The sequence below is a fragment of the Bacteroides sp. B1-V-101 genome, assembly GCF_023656585.1.
GTDB lineage: Bacteria > Bacteroidota > Bacteroidia > Bacteroidales > Bacteroidaceae > Bacteroides > Bacteroides thetaiotaomicron.
Map to the genome: position 1 here is coordinate 308,003 of NZ_JAMOKH010000002.1, position 24,611 is coordinate 332,613.

Annotated in this window: 11 protein-coding genes; 1 reads left to right on the top strand and 10 read right to left on the bottom strand. The window is 47.4% G+C overall.

The genetic code is table 11. The annotated features are described in order from the left end of the window. The first annotated feature begins 126 nt into the window (after window positions 1-126). On the top strand, window positions 127-3,204 hold the full coding sequence (locus NBH01_RS02780; protein WP_250699964.1) for a chondroitinase family polysaccharide lyase: 3,078 nt from the start codon (window positions 127-129) through the stop codon (window positions 3,202-3,204). A 794-nt stretch (window positions 3,205-3,998) separates the two neighbouring features. On the opposite strand, the gene NBH01_RS02785 is transcribed toward NBH01_RS02780, so the two are convergent. The 10 genes from NBH01_RS02785 to NBH01_RS02830 form a co-directional block, all read right to left on the bottom strand. Beyond that, window positions 3,999-5,261, bottom strand: coding sequence for a DcaP family trimeric outer membrane transporter (locus tag NBH01_RS02785; protein ID WP_181035906.1), 1,263 nt, complete (start codon window positions 5,259-5,261; stop codon window positions 3,999-4,001). Between the two features lie 54 nt (window positions 5,262-5,315). Further along, complete coding sequence (locus tag NBH01_RS02790) at window positions 5,316-6,260, bottom strand: tRNA-dihydrouridine synthase family protein (protein WP_225679976.1); 945 nt, start codon at window positions 6,258-6,260, stop codon at window positions 5,316-5,318. 27 nt (window positions 6,261-6,287) lie between these two features. Next, window positions 6,288-7,745 carry an ATP-binding protein gene (locus tag NBH01_RS02795; protein WP_008767538.1) on the bottom strand — a complete coding sequence of 486 codons (1,458 nt, stop codon included), beginning with the start codon at window positions 7,743-7,745 and terminating at the stop codon, window positions 6,288-6,290. A 180-nt stretch (window positions 7,746-7,925) separates the two neighbouring features. Then, entirely contained in the window at window positions 7,926-10,532 is a 2,607-nt protein-coding gene (locus NBH01_RS02800; protein ID WP_250699965.1) for a BT3328 family hyaluronic acid endo-lyase, read from the bottom strand. A 13-nt stretch (window positions 10,533-10,545) separates the two neighbouring features. After that, window positions 10,546-12,483 carry a PL29 family lyase N-terminal domain-containing protein gene (locus NBH01_RS02805; RefSeq protein ID WP_225679972.1) on the bottom strand — a complete coding sequence of 646 codons (1,938 nt, stop codon included), beginning with the start codon at window positions 12,481-12,483 and terminating at the stop codon, window positions 10,546-10,548. A gap of 38 nt (window positions 12,484-12,521) precedes the next feature. Then, a complete protein-coding gene (locus NBH01_RS02810) occupies window positions 12,522-13,565 on the bottom strand; it encodes a DUF5017 domain-containing protein (RefSeq protein WP_011108772.1) in 1,044 nt (347 codons plus the stop codon). A 33-nt stretch (window positions 13,566-13,598) separates the two neighbouring features. Next, entirely contained in the window at window positions 13,599-15,317 is a 1,719-nt protein-coding gene (locus tag NBH01_RS02815; RefSeq protein WP_011108773.1) for a RagB/SusD family nutrient uptake outer membrane protein, read from the bottom strand. A gap of 40 nt (window positions 15,318-15,357) precedes the next feature. Continuing rightward, complete coding sequence (locus NBH01_RS02820) at window positions 15,358-18,519, bottom strand: SusC/RagA family TonB-linked outer membrane protein (RefSeq protein WP_050581224.1); 3,162 nt, start codon at window positions 18,517-18,519, stop codon at window positions 15,358-15,360. Window positions 18,520-18,678: 159 nt separating this feature from the next. Then, entirely contained in the window at window positions 18,679-20,214 is a 1,536-nt protein-coding gene (locus NBH01_RS02825; protein ID WP_061473277.1) for a sulfatase family protein, read from the bottom strand. 299 nt (window positions 20,215-20,513) lie between these two features. Next, window positions 20,514-24,578 (bottom strand): hybrid sensor histidine kinase/response regulator transcription factor, encoded by a 4,065-nt coding sequence (locus NBH01_RS02830; RefSeq protein ID WP_250699966.1) that lies wholly within the window; start codon window positions 24,576-24,578, stop codon window positions 20,514-20,516. Window positions 24,579-24,611 lie beyond the last annotated feature (33 nt).

Consider the following 24,611-nt stretch of genomic DNA (forward strand, 5'->3'; position numbering starts at 1 on the left):
GATTTGAACCCCTCTTTCCAACAAAAGAGGGGTTTCTTTGCATTCGGGAGATGAACAGGTGATCTTCTCTGTAAATACCGGCTAATGATAAACCGATTTACCATCGGACCTAAAACAATATATTCTATGATAAAGCAATCTTTTACTCTGTCAGTGACGATGCTGATATTGTCTTTTCTCTGTCCGGCATTCCTCAATGCGCAGATAGTTACGGACGAGCGGATGTTCTCTTTTGAAGAACCGCAGTTGCCTGCCTGTATAACCGGTGTTCAGTCTCAGTTGGGCATATCCGGTGCACATTATAAAGACGGGAAACATTCGTTGGAATGGACCTTCGAACCGAACGGGAAACTGGAACTCCGGAAAGACCTGAAGTTTGAAAAGAAGGACCCGACAGGGAAAGACCTGTATCTTTCCGCTTTCATCGTATGGATATACAATGAGCAGCCTCAGGACGCTGCTATCGAGTTTGAATTTCTGAAAGACGGCCGTAAGTGCGCTTCTTTTCCTTTCGGCATCAATTTCAAAGGCTGGCGTGCGGCATGGGTCTGCTATGAACGCGATATGCAAGGCACGCCGGAAGAAGGAATGAACGAGCTCCGCATCGTGGCTCCCAATGCAAAAGGACGCCTTTTCATCGATCATCTGATCACTGCGACGAAGGTAGACGCCCGTCAGCAGACAGCCGATCTGCAAGTCCCCTTTGTCAATGCCGGCACTACCAATCACTGGCTGGTACTCTACAAACACTCCCTGCTGAAACCGGACATCGAACTGACTCCCGTAAGCGACACGCAGCGGCAGGAAATGAAACTGCTGGAAAAGCGTTTCCGTGACATGATCTATACCAAAGGGAAGGTGACGGAAAAAGAAGCCGAAACCATCTGTAAGAAATACGACCTCTATCAGATAACCTATAAGGACGGGCAAGTGTCCGGAGTGCCCGTTTTCATGGTGCGTGCTTCCGAAGCCTACGAACGGATGATTCCGGACTGGGACAAGGATATGCTGACCAAGATGGGAATAGAGATGCGTGCCTATTTTGACTTGATGAAACGGATTGCCGTGGCTTACAATAACAGTGAGGCAGGATCACCGATCCGCGAGGAGATGAGGCGGAAATTTCTTGCGATGTACGACCATATCACCGATCAGGGAGTGGCTTATGGTAGTTGCTGGGGCAATATTCATCATTACGGATATAGCGTGCGCGGACTTTATCCGGCTTATTTCCTGATGAAAGATGTATTGCGGGAAGAAGGAAAACTGCTAGAAGCGGAGCGGACATTGCGCTGGTATGCCATCACCAACGAGGTATATCCCAAACCGGAAGGCAACGGAATCGACATGGATTCTTTCAATACACAAACCACCGGGCGTATCGCAAGCATTCTGATGATGGAAGACACGCCGGAGAAACTGCAATACTTGAAATCCTTCTCCCGATGGATTGACTACGGCTGCCGTCCTGCACTGGGATTGGCCGGTTCTTTCAAAGTGGACGGAGGGGCTTTCCATCACCGTAATAACTACCCTGCCTATGCCGTTGGAGGACTGGACGGGGCAACGAATATGATTTACCTTTTCAGTCGGACAAGCCTTGCCGTTTCCGAATTGGCACACCGGACAGTCAAAGATGTCCTGCTTGCCATGCGTTTCTACTGCAATAAACTGAACTTTCCCTTGTCTATGTCCGGGCGCCATCCCGATGGAAAGGGGAAATTAGTTCCCATGCACTATGCGATGATGGCAATTGCCGGAACTCCCGATGGAAAGGGCGATTTTGATAAAGAGATGGCATCCGCCTACCTGCGTCTCGTATCTTCCGATTCCTCTTCTGCGGAACAGGCACCGGAATATATGCCGAAAGTTTCGAACGCTCAGGAGCGTAAGATTGCCAAACGACTGGTAGAGAACGGTTTTCGTGCCGAACCCGATCCGCAGGGCAATCTCTCGCTAGGCTATGGCTGTGTATCTGTGCAACGGCGTGAAAACTGGTCGGCTGTGGCACGCGGACATTCACGCTACCTTTGGGCTGCCGAGCATTATCTGGGACACAACCTCTATGGACGCTATCTGGCACATGGAAGTCTCCAGATACTGACAGCACCTCCGGGACAGACAGTGACTCCCGCCACCAGCGGATGGCAGCAGGAAGGTTTCGACTGGAACCGCATTCCGGGAGTGACTTCCATCCATCTCCCGCTGGACCTGCTCAAAGCCAACGTGCTGAATGTAGATACATTCTCCGGAATGGAAGAGATGCTTTATTCGGATGAAGCCTTTGCCGGCGGCCTGTCACAAGGAAAGATGAATGGCAACTTCGGAATGAAACTGCACGAACACGATAAGTATAACGGAACACATCGTGCGCGAAAATCCTACCATTTCATCGATGGAATGATCGTTTGTCTGGGCTCGGATATCGAGAATGCAAACACGGATTATCCAACGGAAACGACCATCTTCCAACTGGTGGTGACAGATAAAGCGGCACATGACTATTGGAAGAATAATGCGGGTGAAGGAAAAGTATGGATGGATCATCTGGGTACCGGATATTATGTGCCGGTTGCTGCAAGATTCGAGAAAAACTTTCCGCAATACTCCCGTATGCAGGATACAGGCAAAGAAACGAAAGGAGACTGGGTATCATTGATTATCGACCATGGGAAAGCACCGAAAGCGGGAAGCTACGAATATGCCATTCTGCCGGGAACCGACTGGAAGACGATGACTGCCTTTGCAAAGAAACCTGCCTACAGCGTATTACAGCAAGACCGGAATGCACATATCCTTGAATCGCCTTCGGACAGGATAACTTCTTATGTGCTTTTTGAAACTCCCCAGTCACTGCTTCCCGGTGGATTATTGCAGCGTACGGATACGTCCTGCTTAGTGATGGTCCGTAAGGAATCTGCTGATAAAGTATTATTGACTGTAGCTCAACCGGATTTGGCATTGTATCGTGGTCCGAGTGATGAGGCTTTCGATAAAGACGGAAAACGTATGGAGCGCAGCATCTATTCCCGCCCGTGGATTGACAATGAAAGCGGTGAGATTCCTGTGACGGTGACTCTGAAAGGCAGGTGGAAGGTAGTGGAGACCCCTTACTGCAAGGTGGTATCCGAGGATAAAAAACAAACGGTGCTTCGCTTCCTCTGTAAGGATGGAGCCAGCTATGAGGTAGAACTGGAGAAATAATCTTTTGTTCTGTGGCATGCTATCTGAATAATCAGATCCCCCAAGAGCATTTACGGCCAAAGGAATCGGCTGTAATAGCAGCAATGAAAGCTGAGGAGCCTACATATCGGTCAGGCTCTCCACAGTGATTTGATAGCCGTTTTGCTCTCATGCTCTAACAAATGGTCTGTATCCTTTTATTCATCGTGGTTTTCGGTGTGGTAGCAACTGTGGTGGCAGGTATGAGGGCAAACGGTTGCTCTCACTCTGCCTCATCCTGATCTGTCTCATTTCTACAATGTTATCTTTTGACTTACAGGATGTTAATAGCTGATTTCTCAACTGTTAACGTTTGATCTCTCAGCCATTAATAATTGAGAAATCAGCTATTAATGACTGAGAGATCATCCATTATTGACTAATAAATGATTTAATGCTTCCTAAAAGAACAGGTCAACTGAAACAACTGATACGGTTGAGTTAATCGGATCGGGCGGTCAAATCATCCTAATCGAGTATTTCTCCTGATTGTTTCACGCCTTGAAACTTTTTGAAACAAATTGCGACTGACAAATAAGTCAATAGTATCATTAATTCCCCTCCCTTCGGGAAGGAGGGGTGGCTGAAAGCCGGGGTGGTAGGTAAAATAAGGTTATCTCTAATTGATTATGAATGAAAGAATCGTGTATTCACCTACCACCTCCCCCTGCGGGTACTCCTCCTTCCCGAAGGAGGAGATTTAAGATACCACCGACTTTTTAGTCGGCCTTAAAGTGATGTAGGAACTTAAATTCTGTTGAATGATCTTCTGCAAATTAGAACATGAACATAGCGACTGCTACAATACGGTTGTTGCTGACGGAGTGGGTGTCTATGATTTTACCATCCGATTTGTCCAGCTTGCCGTACCATGCCGAACTCAATGTATACTCAACTCCGAACTTCCAGTGAGGAACATTGTAGGTAAGTTCAGCTCCGGCAGTTACCAGTTTATCAAGGTTGGTTCCTGTGCCATAGAGTTGTTCAGAGACTAATTCGTCGCTTGTTCCTAAGTTTTTGGCGTATCCTACAAAGATTCCCGGTTTCCATTTCTGTCCGTAGACTACATTCAGCCAGGAACTGGAGAAGCGTATCGGAGTGTACTCCTGCTCTTTTGTCTTGTTGTCTATGTGCTTAATTCCAAATCCTCCCAAACCGGATGCTTGTGTCAGGTTGGAACCTAATACGCTCTTGGCGCCGATGAACCAATTTTTATTGGTATATTTTACATGAGCCTCATAAGAGAGGGTAGTGATACGTTCGTCTACTTTGTACGTATGTGGGATTGATATAGTACCATTGGTGGTCGGATCAAACGTCTTTTCTTCCCATGAAGATTGAGTACGTGGCTTTAATGAAATCATTTCGATGCCGGCACCCGCCAGAAATCCTCCGTTTTTGTAATCTGCTCCGACATAAATCTCAGGGATATTGCTCTTCTTTATGTATTCCTGACTTTTACCGGCAGGTCCTTGTGACAGATACTGAGACTGCCATACCAACGCTCCGGTCAACTGAAGGTGTTTATTGTTGAAGCGATAACGAATCTGCGGTGCACGGCTGAACGGCTGGAACGGTGCTCCTACGGAAAGATTAAGAATCTGAGGAGAAACATCACCGAACAACGGATGCCATGTCTGACCTACCAGTACAGCCGACTTTCCCCAGTCCAGGTTAAAGTATGCATGGCGCAGACGAATGGTGGAGTAAGAAGTTCCCGACCCGCGGAAGTCCACTTCCACTTTGGCGGATGTCTTGGCTGTTCCCAACTTCGGGCCTGCCACATCCAGTCCCAAACGGGAGTATAATGTATAGAAATTACTGTTCGATGTAGCGTTCAGGTCTTCACCATTGCCGTCGAGCACTTCATCTTTGGGATACATGTAGAACAATCCGTCTACAGTTTCCTCGTTGGCACGGCTGTTATAGTAGAAGTCCGTGCGAATCTGTCCGTAGAATTTGAATTTAAAATCCTTTAATTGTGCGAAACTACTTGATAGTGTCATCAAGCAGAGAGATAATAGAATGTATTTTTTCATAATGTGCTTGTTAATAAACGGGCGCAAAATTACATAAAATAACTGATTCTCAATCTACCGTTGATTAAAAAAGGCACTGACAGCCTGATAATATTTGCTGATATTCGTACTTTTATGAATCGCTTTCAGTACTTTTCTGTCGGTTTGGGGCGCCAGGTATTCCCAAAAGGTCTTCATTTTAGTCAGTAGCTGTCCCTCTCCTCCTTCCAATAGTACGTCGTAATTGTTGTACACGCTTTTGTGCATGGATTTCAGTCTATCCCTCATTTCATCGGGCGCGAGCGTACGGTTTTCTTTGTATTCCAGTGCTAAAGCCGGATTTGCCAGTAGTCCGCGTCCTATCATGATTCCCGCCAGTGAGGGGAATTGTGCGCTGATGCGTTGAATATCTTCCAAATTATGAATGTCTCCATTGTAAACAAGCGGAAGTCGGCAGACCTCCCGGAAAGCTGAAAATCCTTGCAAGTCAACTTCTCCTTTGTAACCTTGTTTGCCCAGACGGGGGTGCATGGTGATCTGGCGCAGAGGCAGGTCATTGAGTATGGGGGCGAGTGCCAGGCATTCATCCGGCTGTTCCCATCCCAGTCTCATTTTGACGGAAAAGCTGATTTGCGGATATCGGGTGACAATGCTGAGCAATGCTTTCACCTCTTCGGGATAAGGAAGGATGCCGGAGCCGTTATGACGTTTCGCCAGAAGCGGGAACGGACAGCCTAGGTTTATATCCACTTCCTGATATCCTTTTTCGATGAAAAGGGATAAAATCACTTCTGCTTTCTCTGCCGATGAGGCTATCAACTGAGGAATCAGGTGGGGCACTCCATTGTTCTCAGGTTCGATTCCCCGGACATCTCTGCGACGGAAGTTCCCTTTTTCCAATCGTACGAACGGAGTATAATAGGTGTCTACACCGCCGAAGAAGGCGTCATGTGCATTGCGATAAATTGCTTCGGTGTAACCTTGCAGCGGAGCAAAATGGATGGGTAGTGTATCTTGCATATCTTTTAATTTGCTATTCGTTATTTGTTATCTTTTCTCTAATAAAGCTTTTCCTTTTTCTGTCAGCCGATACTTCTGTTTCGGGCTTTTAGGCTGGTCAGGGAAAATTGGCTCTATAACTCCTGTTTCAACAGCAGGCTTTAAGTATTCTTTTGAAAAATAGCTACGGTTTTTCAATTCTAAAAGCTCCATCATTTCCTTAACGGAATAGGTGTTATATTCCATTATATTCAATAGGGACTGAACTTGTATGGTACTTATGTGGTGCTTATGTGGTACTTGCATGGTGCTTGTGTGGTTATTTGTCCCGTATCGGAAAACAAGTATCACAAAACCATTGGCCAACTTAAATTCCGGTTCCGGTAAATTGGCTTTTCGACATTCTTCTGTCATTAAGCTGATACCACGTCCCCAGTTTTCCAATAACTTGCGCTTATAGAGGACATTGGCAATTAAAGGATTCCGAGGTTCTGAACAATGTTCGGATTTCATCCTTTCCATATCCCAGCCATGAGGGAATGTTCCAGGATTTTCAATTTCCACACGGTCATCATAAATAGCTATTCCTACAGAGCCGCCTGGAGTCCGGAATTGTCTATGGCAAAGTGAATTGATAATCCCTTCTCGTATAGCTTTATAAGGAATCGTCAAATGTTCTTCCCGCTCCAAAGCTTCGGTTGTGCCCGACAAAGAAAGGTGCTTGAATATAAAGGTCATTGCTGAATCAAGCAATTGGAACAGATTACCTTGTACGCGCTGATTATCCATAAAGACCATTTTATCTGTTCCTTTGAAACGCGCCAGCCTTAAAAGACATTGCGGATATTCTATCAGTTCCCGGTTGGCAAACAGTACAGCGGCAGCATTGTTTAATACGCCATTCACCAGTAACCCAAATTTTTCTAGAATAATGGAGAGGTTGTTTCCTGTGTTCTCTGGCAAACGACCACATTCTATTCCGAGTCTGACCGTTTTCAGAATTTCATTTTCATCCATATCCTGCAAAGAGAGTTTAGGGTTTTCAAACAGTTCCCAACGATATTTTGCCTCGTCGCGAATTATCAGCAATTGATTATACACTGCTTGTGGCATGGCGGATGTTACACTTTCTACACGATAATAAGGACGACTTTTATAGCAAAATGGGCGGTTGTCTCTTGAATTTTCAACATGGAGTGCTATTATTTTCTTACTACTGTCTGGAAGGGGAATATAAAAGACGTGTACGTTTGCTGTTGGCTCTAATCTGTTGATAGCCTCCGCAATGCTCCTTTTGGTTACATCGGCAACCTCTTGCCCGATTATCTTGCCTTTGTCTGTAATGCCGAATAAGACCGTTCCGCCTTCTCCGTTAAGAAAAGCACAAAGCGTTTCCATGCCACGTTCCAATTGTCCGGTGGTTTCTTTAAATTCCACTTGTTCATTTTCAGTTTGGGCTATGAGTTCCTTTATATCTTCTATATCTTCAGGGTGGTCTGCTTTCATACTGCGTATATTATTGATTTACAAAAGTACTTAAAAAACTTCTTATTTCCTGTAGATATACGGAAAAGTAAAAGAGAGGAACCTCCCGGCCCCTCTCTTTTGGGTGTTAAATTGATTAAAGTCTGATTTTCATATACGTTTTTAACTGAAGGTTAGAAAAATCGTGCGGGTGATTGGTTGTTACTTAAGGGCGTTGAGCCATCCGGGTACATAGCCCAGACGTTCCCGCAATTGTGCCTCGTACAAAGATTCGGGGGATACCTTCATACCGGTACTTTCTTCGTATGTGACTTGTTGCTGCTCTTTACTGGGAAATTTCACATTCATACCATGTGTACCAACTACGATAGGCGGGAAAATCTTCCACCATGTATCGCTGTCGCTCCACCATGCGAAGTTAGAAGCGTGAGAGTCTGTTCCGGTCACATTCAGATTCCATAGGGTGAGGTCGCCCAAGTGATTGGGGACTTCATTTTCATCGCCTCCTGCGCGGTAGTATACAAGTCCGCCGCTGCAATTGTCTATCAGCGTGGCACGGGGTTGTGTGGCGTGGGATTCGAAACAGGCGTCATTGCCCCAGGTTACGTTCCATAATACGGTTCCTACACTTGGCTTCGATACGCCGCAGCCGTGGAACTGCCCTTGACAACTCTTTCCGTATACGTCATTTCCTGCGCTTTCATCGCGGACTTTGCCGATAAAGACGCGTGAAGAACCTTGCGAACGTACGGCTGAATGTCCGCGTTTTCCACTGATACGGATATCGTATGCCGAGCTGTTGGCAGATTCGGCAAAAGTAAGCGCTTCGCTGACACTCTCGAAGTGGACGTTGCGTACCCATGAATTGACTACACGTTGCAGCAGCAGCGGTTTGTAGGCTCCGTCGTATTGCCAGCCTACTTTAGCCTGTTCGGCGTGTCCTTCTCCGTGATGGGCGTAGCCGTCCAATGCGTTTCCTACGAAGCTCAGGTCTTCTATACCGACATTCTCCAGATATTTGTACGTGCGGATTTCCCATCCTTCCGTATCGTTATACTTGATGTCGATGTCGTGCATGATCGGTTCGTAGAAAGTGATCTTGCCGTTTGCGGCGGATTTCACCTGATGAAATTCGGTGATTTTTACTCCGTATAGGTCGTCGGAGCTTTGGTTGATGGAGATAGGGGCTTTTGCTATCGCCCAGTTCTCGTTGAGGGCAATCGGACCGATTTCCTTCTTTACCAGTTCCCTGTCTCCGCTGCGCAAGCGCAACTGTACCCACTGTCCGGAGGAGATTCCGGTGGTTCCACTGACTTTCACGGTAAAGTCTCCGCGCTTGGCATTCTCGGTTACGGAAGCGAGCTTGGGGGAGTTACCGGCATTGTTCGGACCGTTGGTGTGCTTGATTGCCAACAGTATAGGTGATGAACTGAGATTGCTGATACTTGTCGGCAGATTAGGCGTTTCCATGATCAGACGGGTCTTGTCGGGACCGTCGCCTTTGATCACAAAGTTACCGCCATAGATTTCAATGCCACTGCTGACATTGTTGTTTTTCGAGTCAACGGCGTCCTTCTGCTTGCTTTCGTCGCGGGTGTTGTCGTCGTCGTTGTGAAGAACGTAGTCGCCTGCGGGGAAATAGATTACAATCCTCGCGTTGGCGTTCAGCTTGTTGGTTCCGTTTACTCTTGTCATACCTTTCTCTTGCAGGATGCTGATCAGCGCTTCACGGGCGGTCATGTTCTTGGCGGTCATGCGCTCTTTTACGTTGATCACTTGGTATCCTAAAGAAAATGCGCCTTGCGGCGCACTTTCTCCATGATTATATCCGGCATACGAATAGTCGAGCAGCACATTGTCCTCTCCCTGCCTGAAGTGTTGCCAGGCTAAAGCCGAGTTGGCATCTATCTCCGTGGTCAGCAGTTTTACCGGAAGTTTCACTACCCGGCAGTAGCCTTCTTTCGAGAATATCTTGATGTAAATCTGTTCTTCGTATTCTTTCCCTTGCACGTTTGTTTTGGGGGCGGTGACGATCAGTTTGTTTTCCGTCAGTTTCACGCCCCATGTCTGGTTTTCGATGGTGGCTGTTTCCACGTTGGCTTGTTCTACAAGGAATTCCTGCTTTTGTCCCAGACCGAAAGTGGCTGTGCCTTCATACTTGATTGTCAGGTAGAAGTCTTTTCCGTAGATGGGGACTTTTACTTGGCTGTTGTCGGCACGGATGGTAAAGGTGATCTGCCCGGTCGCTTCGTCGATGGTCACGTTGCTGAACAGGGAACTTGCGTTGGCAACGGCTTGCGTTCCGTCGGCAATCTGGTTGTTGCCTAGTTTGTTCCAGGTGCTTCCGTTGTCAATAGAGACCAGCCAGAAACCGTTTGCATCTACTTTCAGTTTCGGGGTGACGCCTGCTGCTCCCGCTTCGGGGATGGCGCTTACCGGTTTGTCGTTAACGAGCAGTTCGGTGGTCATGTCGTTGATGGTATATGCCCAGTGACCTGACGCGTTGACGCTGAACAAGGGCATATCGTTCATGTCTACTTTGCCGCTGTATATGGTTACAGTTTCGCCGTTACTCAGTTCGATGGTATAGTTGTCCTGTTCATCCTTGCTATATCCCACCACCAGAATCTTACCTTCAACCATCTGCTGATAGTTGCTGATGTCCGAGTTCATCTGTTCTATGCTCGCTTCCAGATTGGCTACCCGTTCTTTCAGGTTGTCAATGTCGGAGCGCAGATCATCCCGTTCGTCGCACGAGTAAAGTGCGACGAGGAGGGTGATACATATGATTGATATTACTTTTTTCATACGTTAGTCGATATTAGTTGGTTGCACCGTATTCGGCATATTCTGCATTCGGAACGAAGATACCGTTGGCGAGGTCGAAGGTGCCGCCGTCGAACGGATTGGATGTTAATGCTTTCAGTTCTTCTGCTCCTTCAAACGGTAGTTTGCCTCCATAGAACATTTGCCAGTTATAGGTCATAGTTTTGTAAAGGAGGTTATCTGCGCAAATATCTCCTGTTGGGGATGTTATCTGAGGACGAATGATGACTACATTACCTGTTCCGTCTGTATTTGTCCAGAAGATATTATTTTTAATAGAGGTTTTCGCCAGATTGCCTATGTTTACGTAGCCACCGGTATTTGTTTCCAAGTTTATAAATGTATTGTTTTCTATGGTCAGATTGGCTATACCTGAAGCTGAACCATTGAATAAAACCAATTGATTTACTTTACCTGACGGACAATAGAATGTGTTGTTTCTAAAGATGACATTGCCATAATCCTGATTCTTATTACTGCTGGTATTGATAATAAACTGTTGTGTAACAGCTGTTATCTTGATTGTACTATTTTCCATGCTGAAATTGGCAATACTCCTTTTGTCGTTAGTAATGGCACTTACAGGTTTGCCATTGAGTGCAATCTGACATTGATCAAAAGCTACGTTAGCAAATGACTCGTCTGCATAAACAGTAAACAGATAATTAGTGAATCCTTCGGCTGCTTTAAATACAATGTTTTTACACAAGAAATGTCCAGTTTCGGTATTTTGTCTGAGTCTGATATAATTTCCTGTAATTGCCACTGTACTGATGTTTTGTGAATCATCTCCGATGAAAAGCAAATTAGCGGCATTTGTGGTGCTGTTATAGTTGACTGTAACTCCTCCTTTGATAAAATAGATGCCTGGAGTAGTGATTGTCTGATCAGTATCAATGTATGTTGCATTCTCGAATTTAGTGTTATTTACTTCAATTCCATTTACCGTAAATGTGGCTCCGCTATTATATAAAGCATAGTAGCTGTCAACTACTTGAATTGCCTTCACCTGAATCTTGGCAACCGCCCAACTGGCACCCTTATTAACCTGCACTGTTACGTCGGAACCGTTATCCGCCGTTGCACGTGTACTCATTGCGTTTGCCGGAGCTGTAATGCTCAATGTAGCTACATTGGTCGTTTCATCCGCTTCGCTCACAGTAGCCACCCATCCGGCAGGAGCAGTAACGATAATGTTTTCACCTTTCACTTTTACAGTCGTAGTGGCAGTCTTGCCATAGCCTATTTCCCAGTATCCGTTCTTCATTCCGGTTTCCGGTTCGGTGATTTCGCAAAGCAAGTCTTTTACGATAGGGATAGAGATGGCTTCCGTCTGTCCTTTCAGTTTGACAACGAAGAATTCCCCGGTTGAATCTACGTATACTTCCTCAAAGAAAGAGTCTGCACTGCTTCCTCCGGAACCATCGCTGACTGCGGATACCTTTTGACCGTCTGTGTCGAGTACGTCTTCCCAGCTGGTTCCGTTATCATAACTTACCTGCCAGAAACTTCCCTCGTCCGTAATCCGGAACTTGGGAGCTATACCATCCTTACCGGGAGTGCCCACAGCCTGAACAGGTATGCCATTCTGCATCAATACCTCACCGTTCACTACCCATTGGCCCTCATCATTGACAGTAATCTCAGGATAAGCTACTTCTCCCTTCGAGCCTTGTGTCAGTGAGATGGTTTCTCCGTTACTCAGTTTCAGTTTATATGTACCGTCTGTATTCGTCACTTCTGTGATAGTCTGACCACCTTCAAGCAGTCGCTTGATAGCTGTCATGTTATCGTTCAATAGACTGACTTGTGCTTCCAAAGACTCTACGCGGTCTTTCAGATTGTCAACATCGTCTCTCAAGTCGTCTGTATCGCACGCTGCCAATGCAAACAGCGCAAATGCGGTTAACATGATTGATTTAAAGTAATTCATAGATATAATGTATTAGTTATTATTTTATTCGTTTATTGTTATTCCACTACGTTTACCACCATGTGGTAAGTAGTCGTGGAGGAATGATCGATATTGGCATTACGAGCGAGGAATGTCACGTTGTAGATACCAATTTGATTGTAGGTATATGTGTACTTATCCAGACGCTGGGTAATATCCTTTACTTTCGTTCCCTGATCGGGGCTGCAAGAGTTAACGGTAATCAGATCGGAAACCAGCCAGCTGTATTTCAGCGGATCGTTGGCATTCGTACTATGGATGAAGAAGGAGCCGCCGCCTACACCTGTCAGGTTCCAGATACCGGATACGTTATTGGTAACTGTCCCGTATTCACGGTCTTTGGTCATGCTGGTCTGATCCTTCAGATTCCATTTGTTCTTCATATTGATCGGAGTAAAGCCGAAAGAACCGGCAGAATATTCTGCTTCCTGTCCGCTCGTCATCACATTATTGATGCGCATCCGCTCAAAGTACATCTTGGATTGTGCCACTGTATTGTCAATGCCACGGTAGCAGATAGCGATTGCAATCCGTTTGCCCATGTATTCTTTCATATCAAAACTGTATGGAGTGGCAAGATCGGCATTGCCTACCGCCGCTGTCGGGAATGCGGACTGCGGAACCAGTTCTTTCCATTTACCGTCTTTCTCAAATTGCTCTACAAGCAAAGAGTCAGCTTCGAAATTATCCTTGTATAATCCGGTGAATTCGTCGGAGATATATACGTGTTTCTCCAATGTCGTGCTCGGGTTACCGTACTGGAACCAGATAGAGAAGTTCAGCATAGACGACTTGATCTGTGAAGGATCAATCGTTTCGCGTTCGCGATATTCGTATTTGCTGCCCGCTTCTCCACTGAAGAATGTCAGGAAGTCCGGATCGCCCGAAAGGATGAACTCTATCGGAGTACCTTTTTTGGCAGTAATGATCTGTCCGTCGAAGCTTACATTCTCGTTGGTCGCTACTTTTACGTGCAGACCTACCGCTTCGTCCAGCCCGTCGCTGCAAGCCCCAAAGAAGAGGCTTGCTATACAGATGGCTATGAGTTTATATGTTTTCATAATCTATGATACTTTTATCGATGAATACTGTGATTACCAACCCGGATTGTTCTGTGTGATATCTTTGTTCACACTCATTTCCGCATCCGGAATCGGGAAGTAGTTGTAGGTGCTGGAGATGTTGAAGTAGGTATATACGTTGGTAGGTCCCTGCGTCCAGTTGTTGCCGGATTGTGCTTCGGTTACCAATGCTCTCATATTTTTCACATACTCACCCCAGCGGATCAGGTCGAAACGGCGGGTGTATTCGAAACAAAGTTCCATGGCACGTTCGTCTTTCACGGTCTGGCGGAATTCTTCCTGCGTCATGTCGGGAAGCTCGTTCAGTCCGGCACGTTCTCTTACTTCCTTCATACACTGGTAAGCCAGAGTGGTAGGGCCGTTGTTCGCTTCGTTTTCCGCTTCTGCGATCATCAGCAGTACGTCAGCATAGCGCAGGATCGGGAAGTTGATAGACGTATAGTTCTTGTCTTTCTTATCCGCTTCGTATTCACGGCGGTATTTGCCGCACATACGGCTGAAGTTCTTGGTGGCTGTGGTCTTTTCTGTGTCATCTGCGTACTGGTAAGTTCCGCGTTGCTGACCGTATTGGGACATTACTTCAGCAAGTTTGCCCTGCTCAAATTCACGGTGGGTAACGCCTGTATTCTTGCCTCCGGCTTCTTTGTATTCAAACGGAGCGATACTCCAGTTGAAACGTTTGGTATCCCCGTTGTTCACATAAAGGTTGTACAGTTTCGGAGTACTGTAGATAAAGGCATAGCCATATCCGGGGTCTTTGGCTCCCGTCACATCGCTTTTGGAGGACAGATCCGGACCGGCGAGTCCGATGATGTTACCGATACGGCCTTCGGCTTGTGTATCCGAAGTGTTGTTGCCGGCAAATTCGGCTTCCCAGATGCTTTCGTTGGCAGTGGTGTTATACTTGTCGGAACACATATCGATGAAAGGGTCCCAGTAGTTGGCAGCCAGTTTGTGACCGGCAGTCATTACTTTCTGGGCGTAGAAGCTGGCTCTTTCGAAATAGTCTTTCTTTTCGGCCTGTGTGGCATTGCGACCTTCACGGTAATGCTCGCCTGCACGGAACAGATATACACGTGCCAGTATGCCCCATGCGGTAGACTGAGAGATACGTCCCGGCTTGTAAGCAAGATCGGAGGCCGATTTCAGACCAGTCTCGGCGGCATCTGCCATTTCGGAGATGATGAAGTCATAGATTTCCTGCTTGTCCGTACGCGGGATATTCAGGTTGGTAACGCTTTGGGTTGAAACTGTTTTGAAAGGAACATCTCCCCAGCACTCTACCAGATTGAAATAATAGAATGCACGCAGGAAGCGGGCTTCGGCGATGTACTGTTCTTTGACGCCTGCATCGAAACCGTTTACTTTGTCGATGTTTTCGAGGAACATATTGGCACGGTTGATGCCTGAATAGAGGGCATACCAGAAGGCAGTCACGGCGTTGTCACTGGTGGTGGCGTTGTTGCAGATCAGTCCGGTAGATGCGGGACCGCGTCCGCTGCCTCCGTAGTGGGATAAGTCGTCACCGGCTACGAGGTACATATAGTCACCGCCGTAGAAAGTAGGTTGCGACAGTATGGCGTAGATGCCTGTCAGGAAGGAGTTGGCTTCAGCGGGGGTGTTGAAGTAGTTCTCCGGCGTCAGTTTGGTAGGTTCTTTGTCCAGAAAGTCACAGGATACCATGCTGAAACCTGCCAATAGAGCTATGATTGTTATTTTTAATGCTTTCATAATCGAATTCTTTTTTCTAACTGTTACTATCATTATCCGTTTAGAATCCCAGGCTTACACCGAAGCTGATAGAGTATGCTCTCGGATAGGAAGAGTAGTCCAGACCGGGAGTGAGCGCACTGTTGCGTACAGATACTTCCGGATCATAACCGGAATAACCGGTACATGTCCACAGGTTTTGTGCGGCAACGTAAACACGTGCTTTGTCTATCTTCCATTTCTTCACCAGCTTTGCGGGGAAGGTATAGCCTACTGTTACGTTCTTCAGACGCAGGTACGAACCGTCTTCGATGATGCGTGAAGAGATCACACGGTTGGAAGAGGAGTTGGTAGCCGCAGGGATGTCACTGGTCGGATTTTCCGGTGTCCAGCGGTTGGCATAGCTGGCGAACTGGTTCAATTCGCGTGAACGGTTGTTGGAGCTTTCAAAGAACAGGCGGTTGGCATTCATGATATCGTTGCCGTATGACCACTGGAAGAAGATGCTCAGATCGATGCCTTTATATTCAAAGTTGTTGGTGAAACCACCTGTATGTATCGGAAGTCCGCGTCCGATAATCGTACGGTCGTTGGAGTCAACTACTCCGTCTCCGTTAAGGTCGGCATATTTGGGCATACCCGGCTGAGTGTTGGTCTCAGTAGAGTAGTGGGGCACTCCCGGTTTCAGGCTGTATGAGTTACCCGATTTGTTGAAGTCGTCGTACTTGTATGTACCTTCATAGACATAACCATACATCAGTCCCATCGGCAGACCGACTTTGGCGATGTAGCTGGACTGACCGTTGTAGTTCTGGTCGAATTGCGCGGCAGTCAGCAAGGCTGTCTGATTCTCCGACAATGCCAGTACTTTATTCTTATTGAATGAAATGTTGAAGTTAGTCGTCCACTTGAAGGCGCGTGTCTGGAAGTTGACGGTGTTCAGACTAAGTTCCAGACCATCGTTACGTACTTTACCGATATTCTTGGTAGCGCTGTAATAACCCGAAGAAAAAGGCAGGGAAGCGTCCAGCAACAGGTCGCGGGTGGTCTTCCGGTAAATATCCATCGTTATACCGATGCGTTCGTCGAAGAATCCGAGGTCGAGACCTGCGTTCCATTGTTCGGTTGTTTCCCATTTCAAATCCTTGTTGGGCAGAGAAGTAGGAACAACACCTGCATTCGTCGCATCATTGTCGAATGGATAGACGCCGCTTGGGAGGGAGTTTGTCGATGTATACGAGCCGACTCTTGATTTCAATACCGCCAGGAGCGCATAATAATCATATTCGCCGATACGGTTGTTACCCGTGAGTCCCCAGCTCAAACGAACCTTACCACTGGACAGTACACTTTTCAACGGCTTCATAAATTCTTCTTCCGAGAAGCTCCATGCGAGAGAACCGGAAGGGAAGTATCCGTAACGGTTGTCCTTGTTGAACTTGGAAGAACCGTCGGCACGGAAAGAAACGGTAGCGTAATATTTAGACATATAGTTGTAAGTCACACGTCCGAGGTATGATAACATCGCCCATGAAGACTTTGCCGAAGTGGTAGTACCTGCCTGTCCTTCGCTCATGCCTGCCATACCGAGTGATTCGTTGGGGATGTGCGTTGTGCGGAATGAATAAATCTCATAGTCCGAGTTCTGGAATGTGATACCTCCCAATACGTTGAGGAAGTGTTTCTTTTTGATGTTAGTCTGATAAGTCAGGGTGTTTTCGTTCAGCCATGTCAGGCGTTCCTGACGGGTTACCTGAGCATTCACTTTATCTGTAGAGGTAGGACCTCCGTAGCGGGTATTCGAGTTGTTGAACTGATCCTGCTTGCGTGAATCATAAGTATATCCGGCGGAAACTTTCAGTTTCAGTCCTTTCAGTACTTCGTATTCTGCGAATCCGTTCATCTGAAGATTGTTGGTGTAGCTCTTCCGGTACTCGTTCTTCTGCGATTTGATCGGGTTGAAACGGTAGTCGTTGCTTGAATCTACGGCGTTGTCCGTTGAACTATCCATCAGGAAGCTGAGCGGAGTGTCGGGGGAAGTCACCGGACGGTATCCCCATACGCTATAGAAAAGGTTGTTCATACCACTGTAAGAAGTGGATGATGGAGTACTACCTGTCTGGATAGAGCGTGAATAGTTGGTGGTCAGACTCATGTTCAGTTTGCCGCGACGGACTACTGTGTTCATACGTCCTTGCATACGTTTGTAACCGGTTTCTATCAGCGTACCGTCCTGATCGAAGTAAGATAAGGAAGCATTGTAGCGTACACCTTCCGTACCACCGGCAAGTCTGACTGTATGATTCTGCTGCCAGGCAGTCTTGAATATCTCGTCCTGCCAGTTATATTGCGGTATGTCTTTATAATCGTCCAGTGTCCATTGCTTGCCTTCGTAGTTCATCAGGTATGAGCCGGCAACGACGGTGGGATACATTTCATTCTGTAGCTTGACAAACTCATAAGCATCCATCATCGGAATAGTGCGGGTGACGTGCTGCACACCGAAACTACCGTCATAGGATAATTGTGCCCGTCCTACCTTACCTTTCTTGGTGGTGATGATGACAACACCGTTGGCACCGCGCGCACCGTAGATGGCCGTAGCCGACGCATCTTTGAGGAAGTCGAGCGACTCGATATCGGAAGGGTTCAGCGTGCTGGCTGCCGATGAATCTTCTATCGGGAAACCGTCGATAACGAACAGCGGCGAGTTTTCTTGTGTCAGTGAGTTGTTACCACGGATCACGATGCTCATGTTGCCGCCCGGCATGCCTTCGCCCGAGGTTACGTTGACTCCGGCGATACGTCCGCCGAGTGCCTGGTCGAATGAAGCGACGGGGGCAGTAAGTACATCCGCCATGTTGGCTTTCGCCACGGAACCTGTAAGGTCACGGCGGCGTACTTCCTGATAGCCGACAACCACTACTTCGTCCAGCGTTTTAGTATCTTCTTTTAATGTGATGACCATTGGTTTTTGCGAGTCCGCCTTTTGTTCTACGGTGACGTAGCCGATAAAGGAGATAACCAAGGTAGCGTTCTTTTGGGGGATGTTAAGAGTGAATTTACCGTCAAGGTCGGTGATCGTTCCCTGCGAAGTGCCTTTTACCTGAACACTGGCTCCGGGAACACCTTCTCCTAGATTATCCTTCACAGTACCTTTGACAAGTACTTGTGCAAGCACAAATGGAACAGAAAGCAGGAGCATTCCCAAAATGGAGAGCATCCTTTTTCTTGTCTGGTTGGATAGATGTTTTTTCATATATTAAAAATTAAGTGATTTTGTTGAATTTACGATGGCAAAGATATACGCATTGATTGTTCTCATATGGGTAGAATTATTCAAGATTGATACAAAATAATACAAATCTGCTATTCTCATTGGTTATCTTGTCTTTACCGATTCAAGCAGTTCGGACAACTCTCTGACAACCTCCGGATGCTGTTTCGCTACATTGTTTTTCTCCGATGGATCGGCGGATAAATCGTACAGCTGGGGATGCCTGTCGTTGCCCAGTTCCATTTTTGTCCAGTATTCGATGGCGGGGGCGTCACTCGGTTCGATGTACTTCCATTGTCCTTTCACGATGGCGAGCGTATTATTGAGATTTTGCTGTACGATGTATTCACGACTGGTGTCGTCTTTTCCCAGAAGCGTGTTCAGATGTTCCTGACTGTCAGGAGCTGCGCCTTCCGGAAGCGGTTGTTTCAACAAGGCGGCAAGTGAGGCAAAGATATCGATTTGCGAGAAGAGAGCCTGTTGCTTGTTCGGCTTCACTTTGGCAGGCCAGCGGACGATAAACGGAATGCGGGTGCCGGCTTCGTAAGCGCTGTACTTTCCACCACGGTAAATACCCATCGGGGTATGTCCGTTGAGGCGTTCGAAGGCTTGGTCCTGGTAGCCGTCGTCGATGACGGGGCCATTGTCGCTGGTGAATATCAGGATGGTGTTGTCCGTCAGCTGGAGGCTGTCGAGGGTGTTCATGATCTCTCCGATGGTCCAGTCGAGTTGCAGAATTACGTCTCCGCGGGTTCCCAGACCGCTTTTCCCGGCAAAGCGGGGATGTGGGACGCGCGGTACGTGTACGTCCTGCGTACCCATATATAAGAAGAAAGGTTCTTCCTTATGGGAGGCGATAAAGTTCTTTGCTTTATCGGTGATGATGTCGGCGATGTCTTCGTCTTTCCAGAGAGCGGACTTGCCTCCGGTCATCCAACCGATGCGGGGGATGCCGTTGATTATCGTATTGTTATGTCCCTGACTGGGTTTTAGTTTTACGAGTTCCGGATTCTCTTCGCCTGTAGGCCAGTCGCCTACTTTATGCTCGTAGTTCACAGTGATCGGGTCGTTCGGGTCGAGTCCTACCACGTGTCCGTTCTCGACGAATACACAGGGGACACGGTCTACGGTTGCCGGAATCACGAACTCGTAGTCGAAGCCGATACTTTGGGCGTTGGGGGTGATGTGGCCGTTGAAGTCGGTGCCTCCCTTCGGACCGAGTCCAAGATGCCATTTGCCGACAACTCCGGTGGCGTAACCTGCTTCTTTCAGCATATCGGCCATGGTGACGCAGGCGGTGTCGATGATTAGTTCCGAGTTTCCGGGGGCGATGCCTGTGTTCTCCTGTCGCCACGGGTACATGCCTGTCAGGAGTCCGAAGCGGGAAGGGGTACTGGTGGCGGAAGTTGCATAGGCGTTGGTGAACTGTACACCCTGTCCGGCAAGGCGGTCGATATGGGGAGTACTGACCTTCGTTGCTCCATAGCAGCTAAGGTCACCTATGCCAAGGTCGTCCGCGAATATATAAATAATGTTAGGCTTTTGTGAGTTTTGTCCGTTGTCTTTTTGTACTTTCTGATTGCATCCGGTCAGCAGGGCTATACCGGGCAATAGCGGTAGTAAACGTGAGACATTCTTCATAATGTTGATCTTTTATGGAGTGATTACTGAACACAAAGATAAGAGGATTGGCGGAAATGAGTGAGCAGGAATGTACAGGTGTGATACAAAATAGTCCATTCTAAAGGGTTAAATGTTTCGGGGCTACGGATGCCTTTTCCTGACATCGTAGCCCGGATCTTGTGCCACGCTGTTGGCACAGCTGTGCCACCGCGATGGCACGGTCGTGCCAGCAGCGTGGCACAAGTGTGCCAACAGGAGGGAACTACTTTGGCATAGGTTCTCCTGTTACAAATGCTACTTGCTTACCTGTTTGTGGGTTATTGATCCGTTTCTTCGTTCCCTTCTTCCTCTTTTTCTTCACCCTTGCGGTAGGCAAGCGGACTGACGTGATAAATCTCCTTAAAGCATTTACTGAAATAGCGGGAAGAAGAGAAACCGATGCGGTCGGAAATCTCCGTAATGTTCAGCTCCGGATTGTTCCGCAGCATGACGGCTCCTTTCTTGAGACGGATACTTAATATAAAGTCGTTCGGTGTCTGACCGGTGACGGCTTTCAACTTCGTGAACAGATTGGTACGTGCCATCCCCATTTCACGGGCGAAGATGTTGACATTAAAGTCCGTATTATCCAAGTGCCGTTCGATGATGGCCATGGCACGGTCCAGCATTTCTTTATCCATCGGGTTAGTGGCAAGCATCTGGGCAAAAGCCTGTGGCTGTTTGCTGAATTTCTCCTGTAGCAACCGCCGTGAGTTCACCAGATTGTTGCAACGGGAGATCAGGAGATTGGTATTGAACGGCTTGGTGATATAATCGTCCGCGCCGATCTTTAATCCTTCAATGTTGTGTTCCACGGCTGTGCGTGCCGTCAGTAGTACTACCGGGATGTGACAGGTGTTGAAGTCCGTTTTGATTTGCTTACAGAGTTCCGTACCCGACATACGTGGCATGACAACGTCACTCAGTATGATGCTTGGCATATCTTTCTGTATGATATCCAGTGCCTCTACACCGTCGGAAGCGGTGATGACCTGATAGAACGTTTCGAAGATACCTGCCAGCATTTGCTTGATGGATTCGTTGTCTTCCACTATCAGCATTTTCGCATCTTCGATGCGTTTGTTGTCTTCCTCCTTCCATTCGGAATCGGGCAGTATTTCTACGGTTGGAACGATTGTTTCCGGTTGTTGCTGAATGTTGGTGTCGGTGTTGTCCCGTATGATTTGTTCCTCCGTAAAGTGCTGGTTGCCCGATTTCAACGTAATGATAAAACGGCTTCCCTCGCCCGGTTCGCTCTCTACACGGATGGTTCCGTGATGAAGTTCGATGATACCTTTTGTCAACGCCAGTCCGATGCCTGTGCCGGCTCCGGTATTCAGCGAGTCGAGGCGTTCGGTCTGGTAGAAACGGTCGAATATCTTGTCGATCTCGGCGGCGGCAATGCCTGTTCCCGTGTCTTTGATCTCGATAATGACGTATTTATCCTCCTGCGATACGTTGATGGAGATGGTATCTTCCGCTTTCGTATGCTTCAATGCGTTGGACAGCAGATTGTTCACTACCTTCTGCATCTGCTTCTGGTCGTACCATACTTCAATATCATCCGACTGCTTGTTGAACTTGAAATTGATTTGCTTGCTGCTGGCGTATTCAAGGAATAACAGATAATTCTCGTACAGGAAGTTCACCAGATTATGTCGGCTGACTTTGATTTTCATGTGCCCTTGTTCCTGCTTGCGGAAGTCGAGCAGTTCCGTAATTAATTCACGCAGTTGGAGGCTGTTTTTGTAAATTCCCAATATCTTGTGATAAATATTAGGTGTGAATGTCTGTACTTGCAACAGCGTTTCTACCTGTCCCACGATCAACGTCAGCGGAGTGCGGAATTCGTGGGAGATGTTGGTAAAGAAGCGCAGCTTGGATTGGTTTAATGCTTCGAGGTCTTCGATGTGCTTCTTTTCATATTTCAGTGACTCACGCAGTTTGATGCGGGAATTGTAGTTCTGAATGAGATACCATAACAGACTGACGGTACAAATGGTGTAAATCAGATAAGCCCACCATGTCTCATACCAAGGCGGTAATACACGGATCAGTAGTCGGGCTTCTTCGATACCGTCTCCGTCCGACTTGATGACGAGCGTATATTTGCCCGGATTCAGGTTGGTATAAGTGATAAGCGTCTGTTTGCGGTCGGTGTGATTCCATTCGTCGGAGAAACCTTCGAGGCGGTAGACGATTTCATTCCTGTTGGCAGGGATGAAGTTGGAAGTGGCGTATTCTATGCTGAACATGGATTGGTCGGCTTTCAGGCTGATTTCCGGTGTATAGGCGATGGACTGTTCCAAGATGCCGGTGTCGTCTCCGGCAGTGATCTCCTTTCCGTTGACCAGCAGGCGGGAAAGGATGATGCTGTAGGACTTGGGCGTAAAGTGCAGTTTCTTTTCCCAGAAAGAAATCATGCCTTGGATGCCGCCTAGAAATACTTCTCCGTCATGCGTTACGAACAATGCGTTTTCGTTGACGGCAGTCAGCGGGAATCCGTTCTCTGTACCGTAGTTGTAAAACTTCTTTTGCGGATAGTCAAACTGGGAGAATCCCTGATTGGTAATCAGCAGCAAGTCTCCCTTTTGTATGGACGACTCGAATACTTCGTAGATACAGTCGCTGGATAGTCCGTCTTTCTGCATATCGAAGTTTTCGAAGTCGTTGCTCTCCTTGCGGTAACGGTCGAGCCCGCTTCCGGAAGTGGAGAACCACAGGTTGCCGTTGCTGTCCTGCATGATGTTGTTGACATTGTTGTTGCTGAGAGTGTTCGGAATGGAGGGATTGTGTGCATAGTGGGTGAGCTTGCCGGTGTCGAAGCGGTAAGAATATACGCCCTCTCCGGTAGCGGAAACCCATAGCGTTTCGTCCTTGTCGATGTAGAGGCTGGCCACCATACCGATATTTCTGCCTTCTTTGGTATCCTTGAAAAGATGTTCGCAGGTGCCTGTTGCCGGATTGAAAAGGCAGACTCCGTTTTGTGTGGCGATGATCAGTTTGTCTTCGTAGGGCACGATGTCGCGTACAATGTCCGAGGGCAGTGTGGTCGGGTCGCCCGCTTTCATCCGGTAAACGGTAAAGCGGTTGGTGCGCAGGTCGAGTTTGTTCAGTCCTCCCAAGTGTGTGCCGATCCACATAATCTCCTCTGTCCGGTCGTAATAGATTGCCTTGACGTTGTTGTGCGAGATACTGTTCCTGCCTTCTTCATGGCGGTACCAGCGATAAGTATTGTTTTTCCGGTTGTAGACGTTCACGCCACCGCCTTCGGTGCAGATCCATAAGTTACCGTCTTTGTCTTCCGTCATTCTGCCGACGATGGGACTGCTTAATCCTTCTTTCTCCGTGTCTCCCACTTTATAGCGGGTATAGATTTCATATTCCGGATTGAAGTAGTTGACGCCGCCAAAGTAAGTTCCCAGCCATAGGGTTCCTTGTTCGTCTTTCACGATACACCAGATGGAAGAGTGGGTGAGTCCGTCGGGTTTGTTGTCATTGGCGGTATAAAGTTGGAACTGTCCTGTGCTTTTGTCGTAGCGGTTCAAGCCGTGGAAAGTTCCGATCCATAGATTTCCCAGATTATCTTCACAGCAGCTTCTGACAAAATCGGAACATATACTGTTCGGATTCTTCGGGTCGTGGCGGAAGTTATCGATAGTGCCGTTTGTGCGGATACGGTAGAGCCCTTCCTCCCAGCTGCCAATCCACAGTTCTTTGGATGAGTCTTCGTAGATGCTGGCTATGTTTCCTTTCGTGATGGGCTGAGAGAGTTGCTTGTCGTCCGACAGGCAGTAAACACCATTGCTGGTGGTTCCCATCCACAGGTTTTTCTTCTCGTCCAGATGGAGGCAGGATAGGTTAATGTCTTTCCCGGCAAGGTGGTAGTAAAGGTCGAAGTTGTTCGTGTTCTCGTTGAAAACGAATACTTCTTCTCTTTTTCCGATATATAGTTTTTCGTTGTAGTAGATAGCGTCCACATTGCCTTGCAGTAGGGTTTTGAATCGTTGAGTGGTCATGTCAAATTCGGCTACACCGTCGGTGCAAAGCAGGTAAACCTTCCCGTTCTTATTACCTGTGATACGGAGTACGGTATTGCTGAACAGACTGTTCGGATCATTCTTCTTGAGCTTGAAACTTTTGATATCGTTACCGTTATAACGGTTCAGTCCTTCGCGCGTACCTATCCATATAATGCCCCGTTCGTCAATGTACAGGCTGTTGACGGAAAACTGGGAAAGTCCGTCATCTGTGGTCAAATGGCTGAAAGTAATATTTTGTCCTAACGTACGGACAGCAGTTACGCTTAAAAATAGCAGAAATAAAAGGATTGTTTTTCTCACTAATTCGGTTGTTTAGGGTATTACTAATGGCAA